Annotated in this window: 10 protein-coding genes and 2 pseudogenes; 10 read left to right on the forward strand and 2 right to left on the reverse strand. The window is 61.2% G+C overall.

Annotated features, from left to right (window positions below; all coding sequences use genetic code 11):
- The 4 genes from fliK to GTP46_RS28890 all read left to right on the forward strand — a co-directional run.
- On the forward strand, nt 1-903 hold a 903-nt coding region (fliK, locus tag GTP46_RS28875; protein ID WP_161010080.1), incomplete at its 5' end, for a flagellar hook-length control protein FliK.
- Complete coding sequence (locus GTP46_RS28880; RefSeq protein WP_161010081.1) at nt 893-1,225, forward strand: EscU/YscU/HrcU family type III secretion system export apparatus switch protein; 333 nt, start codon at nt 893-895, stop codon at nt 1,223-1,225. The genes fliK and GTP46_RS28880, both read left to right, overlap by 11 nt.
- 15 nt (nt 1,226-1,240) lie before the next feature.
- Complete coding sequence (locus tag GTP46_RS28885; protein WP_161010082.1) at nt 1,241-1,999, forward strand: flagellar brake protein; 759 nt, start codon at nt 1,241-1,243, stop codon at nt 1,997-1,999.
- Nucleotides 2,000-2,138: 139 nt separating this feature from the next.
- Nucleotides 2,139-2,651, forward strand: a complete 513-nt coding sequence (locus GTP46_RS28890; RefSeq protein ID WP_161010083.1) for a VOC family protein — start codon at nt 2,139-2,141, stop codon at nt 2,649-2,651.
- Between the two features lie 117 nt (nt 2,652-2,768).
- Here GTP46_RS28890 and GTP46_RS28895 read toward each other — a convergent pair.
- Nucleotides 2,769-2,951, reverse strand: a pseudogene (locus tag GTP46_RS28895) (helix-turn-helix domain-containing protein); the annotation flags it as partial.
- A 104-nt stretch (nt 2,952-3,055) separates the two neighbouring features.
- A complete protein-coding gene (gene fliE, locus GTP46_RS28900; protein ID WP_161010084.1) occupies nt 3,056-3,400 on the reverse strand; it encodes a flagellar hook-basal body complex protein FliE in 345 nt (114 codons plus the stop codon).
- Nucleotides 3,401-3,563: 163 nt separating this feature from the next.
- Here fliE and fliF point away from each other — a divergent pair, with 163 nt between their 5' ends.
- The 6 genes and pseudogenes from fliF to GTP46_RS28930 form a co-directional block, all read left to right on the forward strand.
- Nucleotides 3,564-5,309, forward strand: coding sequence for a flagellar basal-body MS-ring/collar protein FliF (gene fliF, locus GTP46_RS28905; RefSeq protein WP_161010085.1), 1,746 nt, complete (start codon nt 3,564-3,566; stop codon nt 5,307-5,309).
- A complete protein-coding gene (fliG, locus tag GTP46_RS28910; protein WP_072781382.1) occupies nt 5,302-6,300 on the forward strand; it encodes a flagellar motor switch protein FliG in 999 nt (332 codons plus the stop codon). The genes fliF and fliG overlap by 8 nt, the downstream gene beginning before the upstream one ends.
- Before the next feature lie 2 nt (nt 6,301-6,302).
- The gene (locus GTP46_RS28915; protein ID WP_161010086.1) at nt 6,303-7,058 is read left to right on the forward strand and encodes a flagellar assembly protein FliH; all 756 of its coding nucleotides are present in this window, start codon (nt 6,303-6,305) and stop codon (nt 7,056-7,058) included.
- A 2-nt stretch (nt 7,059-7,060) separates the two neighbouring features.
- Complete coding sequence (fliI, locus tag GTP46_RS28920; RefSeq protein ID WP_161010087.1) at nt 7,061-8,461, forward strand: flagellar protein export ATPase FliI; 1,401 nt, start codon at nt 7,061-7,063, stop codon at nt 8,459-8,461.
- 39 nt (nt 8,462-8,500) lie between these two features.
- A complete protein-coding gene (gene fliJ / locus GTP46_RS28925; protein ID WP_161010088.1) occupies nt 8,501-8,941 on the forward strand; it encodes a flagellar export protein FliJ in 441 nt (146 codons plus the stop codon).
- A 19-nt stretch (nt 8,942-8,960) separates the two neighbouring features.
- Nucleotides 8,961-9,505 (forward strand): annotated as a pseudogene (locus GTP46_RS28930) (flagellar hook-length control protein FliK); the annotation flags it as partial.

The following is a 9,505-nucleotide window of genomic DNA, read 5'->3' on the forward strand; positions in this document are numbered from 1 at the left end:
GCCGCCGGCGCTGCGACGCCGAATCCGGCCGCTGCACTGGCCACACCGGCCGGCGCCGCCAACGCCCAAGCCGCTGCCACGCTGGCAGCTGGCAGCGCCGGTTCAGCAGACGCTGTCAAACCGCAAAGCCTGGCCGCCACCCTGCTCGGCAAAGCACCGCTGACGCCGGCCAGCGACCTGCCTGAACTGAGCGCCAACACGCCGCAGCCGACGCTGAGCAGCGCCGCCCGCGTGCTCACCACCATCCTCAGCACCGCGCAAGCGGGCCAGGCGGCGCAGGCGGCACTGATCGGCAAGACCGCGCTATTCGGCAACAGCGCGCCCGACACCGACGAGCTGGCGCAAAAGCTGCACGACACCATTTCCAAGAGCGGCCTGTTCTATGAATCCCATGTAGCCGAATGGGCCAAGGGCGAGCGCCCGATCGCCGACCTGATGCGCGAGCCGCAAATGCAGCGCCTGCTGCAACAGCAAGGCGGCGAGACCGCCGCCCGTGCCGCCGCCAGCGGCCCCGACCTGAGCGCCGCGCAAATGATCAACCAGCAGCTGCACACGCAGGAGCAAAACCGCGTGCTGTGGCACGGCCAGGCGTGGCCGGGACAAGAAATGCAATGGGAAGTGCGGCGCGACCAGCGTGAAGGCGGCCAAGACGGCGGCGAGGCCGACGCCGAACCGGAGCAAATCTGGCGCAGTGGTGTGCGCTTCCGCCTGCCGCTGCTGGGCGCTGTGTCGGCAGCGGTGACGCTGGTCGGCGACCAGGTCCACATCCAGGTCCAGACCGACAGCGACGGCAGCGCCACCACCCTGCGCGCCTACGCCAGCCAACTGGAAAGCGCAATGGCAGCCGCCGGCGCGCAACTGTCCTCGCTGACCATCAGCCAGGAGGACGACCATGGCGGATGAAGCCCCGCGCAAGCCGCTGCAGCAAGCCGTGGCGCTGGCCTACGACACCGGGAAACCGGCGCCCAAGGTGGTGGCCAAAGGCCGTGGACTGGTGGCCGAGCAGATCATCCATGTGGCGCAGGAGGCCGGCGTGGCCATCCACGAGTCGAAAGAGCTTGTGTCCCTGCTCATGGAGGTTGATCTAGACCAACAGATTCCGCCTATCCTCTATCGTACAATTGCGGAACTGTTAGCGTGGCTATATCATATTGAAGCAGCGCAAAAGTCTGGCATACCCCTGCCTCCCGCACCGGACACCAGCATCCCATTGACCGAAATTTGAACCGACTGGCTTTAGATGTACCCACACTTTCAGGATGCGGAATTGGAAAACTGGCACGATTTTGAAGTCGAATCAAGACGGGAAATTTTCTCCCTGCTGCGCGGTATCGGCGAAAAAAACCAGTTGATCCGCATGCTGATCCAGGGCGAGTCGGACGTTTGCGTCACTTCCATCCTCGATGTTGACGACACCAGCAACCTGGTCTATCTCGATTGCTCGATCGACCAGGAGCAGAACAAACGTATCCTGGCTTCGCGCCGGCTGTCGTTTGAGACCACGCTGGACAAGGTGCGCATCCTGTTTGCGGCCGACCAGATCGAATCGACCACCTTTGAAGGCAACCCGGCGTTCCGGATTCCGTTCCCGGCCACGCTGATCCGCCTGCAACGGCGCGAGTACTACCGCATTGCCACGCCGGTGACCAACCCGGTGCGGGTGCAGATCGCCCTGCCGGCCGAACTGGGCGGCCCGACCACCTTCCCGCTGGCCGACATCAGCTGCGGCGGCATTGCGATTCTGGACAATAAAATGATTTTGGGCGACGCCATCGGCAAGAATTACGCCGACTGCAAGATCGACCTGCCGGAAATCGGCCAGATCAGCACCGCGCTACAGGTGCGCAATTCCCTCGACCTGACCCTGCTCAACAACAAGACCAACCGCCGCCTGGGCTGCGAGTTCGTCAACATCCCACGCGGCGCGCTGGCCAACGTCCAGCGCTACATCACCAAATTGGAACGCGAGCGCAACGCCCGCATTGCCGGTCTGAATTAGGTTTTGCCTAGCCATTGATGTACTAATGATGTACTAATTTAGACTTGGTCTGATACTACGAACTTGACTTCATAATAGTTAAGATATATCTTATTTAAATTATTAAGATATATCTTAATCATTCAATTGTGGAGTATCGATGTCCATCCGCCAACTCAACCATGCAGTTCTTCGAGTAACCAACCTTGAGCAGTCGCTGGCGTTCTACCGTGACGTTCTCGGGCTCGCCCTAGTCGCCCGCTTACCCAAAAGCGCACATTCTGAGGAGATGCTGTTTCTGCGCTCTCCACACGAGAGTGGCAACCACCACGACATTGCGCTCATAGGCGGCGCGGTAGCTGTGCCAGGCGGCATGGGAACTTCCACGCAGCCTGGCCTCTTCCATTTGGCGTTCGAAGTTGGGACTTTGAGCGAGCTAGAAGAAATGCATGAGAAATTGAAAAAGGTCGGCGCTTTTAAGTTTTCGGCAGACCAAACAGCCCATTTGTCAGTGTACGCGAACGACCCCGATGGATTGACAGTGGAAGTGCTGTGGCGAGAGCCAAATTCAGCGTGGTCATACGAAGAAGAAATGTCGCGAGCGCCGCTTGATTTTTCCGCGTCTCGGAAAGTGTGGGGTGGGGAGCTCAAGACAGGCGCCGCTGCCAGTTAGTGTAGGACTGCAAAGTCCACCTATTACTCACCGACCGCTATTGGCAGCCGATTCCGGCCCCTCATAACGCTAACCCATTTGGCCACTCGTGTCAGGTCAAGTCTAAGCTACTGCACGTCAGATGATCGCTTGCAATACCTTGTCCGCAATGATGTTAAGCAATTTGAGGGCTGGGCCAGTCGGACGAGTTTCTCCTTACTCCCACTTACGCACAGTCGAAGCGGTTGTATGCAGATGAAGTGCGAAGACTGGCTGACTAAATTTTAATTCGTCACGCAGGCACTTGATGTCCGCAGACGCCACTCATCTCGCACAGCAAAATATACCCGAAACGGTACCCACCAAAATAAAAAAGCCCGAAAGTTGGACTCCAACTTCTGGGCTTTAGTTCAGCTTGCTCTGGCCTAAACCTGCATATTCATGATGTCGTGATAGGCTGACACCAGCTTGTTGCGCACTTGCAGTGTGGCCTGGAAGTTGATGCTGGCTTTTTGTTGCGCGATCATCACATCCGACAGGCTGACGCTGTCATCGCCCATCGCGAATTTCTTGCTCATGCCATCGGCGTCCACCTGACTGACATTGACCGCGTCCAGCGATTTTTTCAAGGCATCGGCAAAATCGGCCTTGGGCGTGGCGGGCGCTTCGGTCGAGATCGCCGGCGGCGTCAGGTCGGGGCTGGTCGCATGCGCCCTCAACTGCGCAATCATGGCCTGGATTCGACTACTGTCAATTCCACCTGTAATCATTGCTAACTCCTTTTTAAACGTGCTGCCAGAATAACAAGCCGCACGCAAGCCCCCAGCGTCGAGCAGGACCGTAAACGGCGCTCTGTTCCCCCTATTGAATTTCCTGAATACAAGTAATAATGGCGATATTGCTTATAGAACCCTCACTCGGGACCCAACCATCATGGCCGTAGCGGAAGAAATCGACAACGACACAGCAGCCGCAGCGCAAGACGACGGCGCCGAGAAGCTGCCCTTCATCCAGACGCCGATGGGCCGCAACTTCCTGCGCGCGGCCGGTGCCGCCGCGATTGCCGCCATCCTGCTGGGCCTGTGGCTGTGGAACAAGCCGCCTGAATACGCGGTGCTGTTCTCCAATTACACCGACCGCGACGGCGGCGCCATCACGGCCGAGCTGGATAAGATGCAGGTCAAGCACAAGTTCGCCGACAACGGCACCGCCATCCTGGTGCCGGCCGACCAGGTGCATGACATCCGCCTGAAACTGGCCGCCCAAGGCTTGCCAAAAGGCGGCAACGTCGGCTTCGAGCTGATGGAAAACCAGAAGCTGGGCGTGTCACAGTTCCTCGAACAAGTCAACTACCAGCGCGCACTGGAAGGCGAACTGGCACGTTCGGTGATGTCGCTGGCGCCAGTTGAAAACGCCCGTGTCCACCTGGCCTTGCCGAAACCGTCCGTGTTCGTGCGCGACCAGCAAAAGCCAACCGCCTCGGTGATCGTTACCCTGCACCCGAACCGCATGCTGGACCAGCAGCAAACCGGCGCCATCGTCCACCTGGTGGCCTCCAGCGTGCCCGACCTGCTACCGGCCAACGTCACCGTGGTCGACCAGGCCGGCAACCTGATTTCCGACCAGAGCAAGAACGCCAACGGCAGCAACGCCAAGCTCGACGAGCAGCAGCTGAAATACGTCAAAGACCTGCAAGCGCAAGTGATCAAACAGGTTGAATCGATCGTGATTCCTATCGTCGGCGAAGGCAATGTGCGCGCCGAAGCGGTGGCCGATGTGGACTTCGCCAAGATTGAACAAGCGTCGGAAAACTACAAGCCAAACTCGCCGCCGGCCGCCTCCGCCATCCGCAGCCAGCAGACCAGCGAAACCAACGGCGGCGCCAACGCCGCCAATCCGGGCGGCATTCCGGGCGCGCTGTCGAACCAGCCGCCGGGCACCGCCACCGCCCCGCTCAACCAGACCGCGCAAGCCAACGGCCCTAACGCACCGCTGCCAGGCACTGTGCCGGGCACCACCACCGCCAACGCAGCAGCCAATCCGAGTCACAAGGAATCGACTACCAATTACGAAGTTGACAAGACCGTGCGCTACGAGCAGCGCGGCATGGGCGGCCTGCGCCGCCTGACCGTGGCGGTGGTGGTCAACTACAAGCGCCTCGTCAATAAGGACGGCAAAGTTACGGTAAAAGCCTATACTCCTGAAGAGATGACCAAGATTAACGATCTGGTGCGTCAGGCGATGGGCTACAACCAGGATCGCGGCGATGCCGTCAGCGTGGCCAACTCGCCGTTCGATGGCGTCGACAAGCCGTACGAGGCGCCACCGGAATGGTGGAAAGACCCGGCCAACCTGCCGATGGCCAAGGATCTGGCGAAGTTCCTGATTACCGCCTTGATTTTGCTGTACATCGTGCTGCGTATCGTGCGTCCGATGATGCGTCCGGTGTTCAAGAAAATCGACGAGATCAACGCGCCGGAACCAGAACCGGAAGTACCGGAAGAAGTGGTCGAAGAAGGTCCGGACGAAGCGCTCATCGCCGAAGAAGAGTTGCGCAAAATGGAAGAAAACACCGCCCGCGGCTATCGCGAAAATCTGGCCATGGCCAAGAAACTGGCAGTGGAAGACCCACGCATTGTGGCCAACGTGATTAAAGAATGGATAGGCGCAAATGACTGAGAATACCGGACTGCAAAAAGCCGCCATCCTGATGCTGGCGATGGGCGAGACCGAGGCTGCCGAGGTGATGAAATTCCTCGGCCCGCGCGAAGTGCTGAAGCTGGGCGCGGCCATGGCCACCATGAAAAACGTGCCGCACGAGGAAGTGGTCGGCACGCTGGACAATTTCCGCGACATGGTCGCCGCCGCCTCCACCGTGGGCTTGGACTCGGACGAGTACATCCGCCAGGTGCTGACCAAGGCACTGGGCGACGACAAGGCTTCGGTGCTGCTGTCGCGCATCTTGGGCGGCAAGGATGCCTCCGGTATCGAATCGCTGAAATGGATGGACTCGCAATCCGTCGCCGAGCTGATCCGCAACGAACACCCGCAGATTATCGCCACTATCCTGGTCCACCTGGAGCGCGACCAGGCTTGCGAAATCCTTGGCAACTTTACCGACCGTTTGCGCAACGACGTGGTGCTGCGTATCGCCACGCTGGACGGCGTGCAGCCAGCCGCACTGCGCGAGCTGAACGACGTGCTGACCAAGCTGTTGTCCGGTAATGAGAACATCAAGAAATCGACGCTGGGCGGCGTGCGCGCGGCGGCCGAGATCCTCAACTTCATGTCGGGCGAGCAGGAAAGCTCGGTCATGGACAACATCAAGAACTACGACAACGACATGGCGCAGAAGATCATGGACGAGATGTTCGTGTTCGACAACCTGATCGATATCGACGACCGTGGCATCCAGCTGCTGCTGCGCGAGGTGCAGTCGGAGATGCTGATCATCGCCTTGAAAGGCGCGTCGCAGGAACTTCGCGACAAGATCTTCAAGAACATGTCGGCCCGTGCATCGGAAATGATGCGCGAAGATCTGGAATCGAAAGGCCCTGTGCGCCTGTCGGAAGTGGAAACCCAGCAAAAGCAAATCCTGCAAATCGTGCGCCGCCTAGCCGACGAAGGCCAGATCGTGCTTGGTGGTAAAGGCGAGGATTCCTTCGTTTAAACATGGTGATTCATTCAAAAGAACAGCAGACGGCGTTCCAGCGCTGGGAGATGACGTCGTTTGGCGACGAGCGTCCCAGCTCGATCGCCCTGCGCGAAGCCGAGCAGCGCGAAATCGATGCCGAGAATGCCCGCATCGACGCCGAGCAACGGGTGGAAGAAGCCTTGCAGGCGCAACAGGAACAAATGGAAATGGGGCCGCCGCTGCCGCCGCCCATCACCTACCCGACCGTCGAAGAGCTGGAGCAAATCCGCGAAGACGCGCGCCAGGAAGGCTATGACGAAGGCCATGCAGCCGGCCACGCGGACGCCATCGAAGCCGGCCTGGAAACCACCAAGGAAGAATTGCAGCATCTGCGTGCGCTGGCCGACAGCTTTAGCACCGCGCTGCAGGACGCCGACCAGCTGATCGCCAACGACGTGCTCGACCTGGCGCTGCAACTGGCCAAGGGCATGCTGAAAAACGCACTGCAAGTGAAGCCGGAACTGATCCTGCCGATCGTGCGCGACGCCATCGAATACTTGCCGGTGTTGCAGCAGCCTGCCCTGCTGGCGCTGCATCCGGACGACGCCGCCACCGTGCGCGCCGGCATCGGCGAGGAACTGGACAAGGGTGGCTGGCGCGTGGTGGAAGATCCATCGGTCGGCCGTGGCGGCTGCAAAGTTGACACCGCCAGCAACCAGATCGACGCTACCGCCGCCGCGCGCTGGCAACGCCTGAGCCACGCGCTCGGCAAAGAAGTAGACTGGCTGGCCTGATCATGGACGCCGCAGCCAATCCACACGCCGGGCGCTGGAAATCCTACCTGCACGATTGCGCCGAAGTGGTCGGCTTTGTCGAGCCGATGCAAATTTCCGGCCGCGTCACGCGCGTGGCCGGGCTGGTGATGGAAGCGGTCGGCCTGCGCCTCGCTGTCGGCGCGGCCTGCACCGTGCCGCTGCCGGCCGGCGGCAAGATCGAAGCCGAAGTCGTGGGCTTTGAAGGCGACAAGCTGTTCCTCATGCCGCAGTCCGACGTCGAAGGCGTGGTGCCCGGCACCCGTGTGTTCCCGGTCGAACCGACGATTCCCAAGCCGGGCAGCCTGGCCCATCCGCGCCGCCGCCCGAGCGACCGCGCGCGCCATCTGCCGGTCGGCCCCGAACTACTGGGCCGCGTGCTGGACGGTGCCGGCCGCCCACTGGACGGCCTCGGTCCGCTCCACACCACCGACAGCGCACCGATCAACACCCGCCCTGCCAACCCGCTGGGCCGCGCGCCGATCACCGAAACGCTGGACGTCGGCGTACGCTCGATCAACGCCATGCTGACCGTGGGACGCGGCCAGCGCATGGGCTTGTTCGCAGGTTCCGGCGTCGGTAAATCCGTCTTGCTGGGCATGATGGCGCGCTACACCGAGGCGGACATCATCGTGGTCGGCCTGATCGGCGAACGTGGCCGCGAAGTGAAAGAATTCATCGAACAGATCCTGGGCGAAGAAGGCCTGGCGCGCTCGGTCGTTGTGGCCGCCCCGGCCGACACGCCGCCGCTGATGCGCCTGCAAGGCGCGGCTTACGCCACCGCCATTGCCGAGCATTTCCGCGACAAGGGCCAGAACGTCTTGCTGATCATGGACTCGCTGACCCGCTACGCCATGGCGCAGCGTGAAATCGCGCTGGCCATCGGCGAACCGCCCGCCACCAAAGGCTATCCGCCATCGGTGTTTGCCAAGCTGCCGATTCTGGTGGAACGCGCCGGCAACGGCGAAATGGGCGGCGGCTCCATCACCGCCTTCTACACCGTGCTGACCGAGGGCGACGACCAGCAAGACCCGATTGCCGACTCGGCGCGCGCGATTCTGGACGGCCACATCGTGCTGAACCGCCGCCTGGCCGAAGCCGGCCACTACCCGGCCATCGACATCGAGCAATCGATCAGCCGCGCCATGCACTCGATCACCTCGCATGAGCACCAGACCAAGGCGCGCCAACTGAAGCAATTGTTCTCGCGCTTCGAACGCAGCCGCGACCTGATCAGCGTTGGCGCCTACGCCGCCGGCACCGATCCGGTACTCGACCAGGCCATCCAGTTGCACGACCGGATCGAGAATTTCTTGCAACAACAAATCACCGAACGGGTGACCATGGGCGAGAGCTTGGGCCAACTTACCTCTCTATTCGACTGATTGACGCGTTACACCGCCACCTATAATTAGCTCAATAACATGGCTTCCAAAGCGCAATTAGAAACCTTGATGGACCTGGCACGGCGTGAAACAGACGACGCCGCCAAGCGGCTGGGCATTGCCCTGAAGGCCGTGGAAGACGCCAAGCAGAAGCATCAAATGCTGGTCGGCTACCAGGGCGAGTACATCAAACGTTTCGAAGCAGCGCAGGCTGCGGGCATCACGCCGATGGCATACCGTAATTTCGTGGCTTTCATTGAAAAGCTCGATACCGCGGTCAAGGGCCAACTCGACATGATCAAGCACGCCGAACTGCGCAGCGAGCAGGAAAAAGCCGCGTGGCAAGCCAGCGAGCGCAAGCGTATGTCCTATTCCACCCTCAACGACCGGGCGGATGCCGCCGCGCTCAAGCTGGAGAACAAGCGCGACCAGAAGCAGATGGACGAACACGCAGCAAGGCAGGCGTACTACAAACGATGACATCCAGAGAGCGCGAAACATGCAAACCACGAACCTCCAGAATCCCACCCTGAACGCCAATGCAGTGGCCGCGCCAAAAACCAATGTCAGCTTCGGCGCAGGTGGTGATAACGACGCTTTCAAACAAGCCCTGTCGCGCGAGATGGACCAGCGTAGCGCCAACAATGCCGGCGGCGCCAGCAGCAACCAGCCGACCCGCGCCGCCGAGCGCCCTGCTTCGCGCGCATCCGCGCCGAAGCAGCAACAAGCCGCGCCGGCCAAGCAGCCAGAATCCAGCAGCAACGATGCCGACAGCGCCGCACCAGTGGCGTCAGCCAGCAGTACCGACACCGCTGCCGCGCCAGCGCCTGCCAAGACCACATCCAATGATAGCGACAGCAACAGCGCCGATGGCGCCAACAGCGATGCGCAAGCGGCGCAAAGCGCCGATCCGGTAGCCGACATGCTGGCCTTGGTCGCCGCCTTCAACCAGCCGGCAGCGCCAGCCGCCGCACCGACCACGACCGACGCCGCCACCGCAGCAACGGGCGCCGCCGGCGCAGGCAGCGCCGTTGCCAGCGCGCT

It is taken from the genome of Duganella flavida (assembly GCF_009857445.1).
GTDB classification, from domain to species: domain Bacteria; phylum Pseudomonadota; class Gammaproteobacteria; order Burkholderiales; family Burkholderiaceae_D; genus Rugamonas; species Rugamonas flavida.

Bases quoted from the DNA above. Each gene is read 5' to 3' on its own strand.
- GTP46_RS28880 (WP_161010081.1), top strand. From the start codon at position 893: ATGGCGGATGAAGCCCCGCGCAAGCCGCTGCAGCAAGCCGTGGCGCTG.
- GTP46_RS28885 (WP_161010082.1), top strand. From the start codon at position 1,241: ATGTACCCACACTTTCAGGATGCGGAATTGGAAAACTGGCACGATTTT.
- GTP46_RS28890 (WP_161010083.1), top strand. From the start codon at position 2,139: ATGTCCATCCGCCAACTCAACCATGCAGTTCTTCGAGTAACCAACCTT.
- fliE (WP_161010084.1), bottom strand. From the start codon at position 3,400: ATGATTACAGGTGGAATTGACAGTAGTCGAATCCAGGCCATGATTGCG.
- fliF (WP_161010085.1), top strand. From the start codon at position 3,564: ATGGCCGTAGCGGAAGAAATCGACAACGACACAGCAGCCGCAGCGCAA.
- fliG (WP_072781382.1), top strand. From the start codon at position 5,302: ATGACTGAGAATACCGGACTGCAAAAAGCCGCCATCCTGATGCTGGCG.
- GTP46_RS28915 (WP_161010086.1), top strand. From the start codon at position 6,303: ATGGTGATTCATTCAAAAGAACAGCAGACGGCGTTCCAGCGCTGGGAG.
- fliI (WP_161010087.1), top strand. From the start codon at position 7,061: ATGGACGCCGCAGCCAATCCACACGCCGGGCGCTGGAAATCCTACCTG.
- fliJ (WP_161010088.1), top strand. From the start codon at position 8,501: ATGGCTTCCAAAGCGCAATTAGAAACCTTGATGGACCTGGCACGGCGT.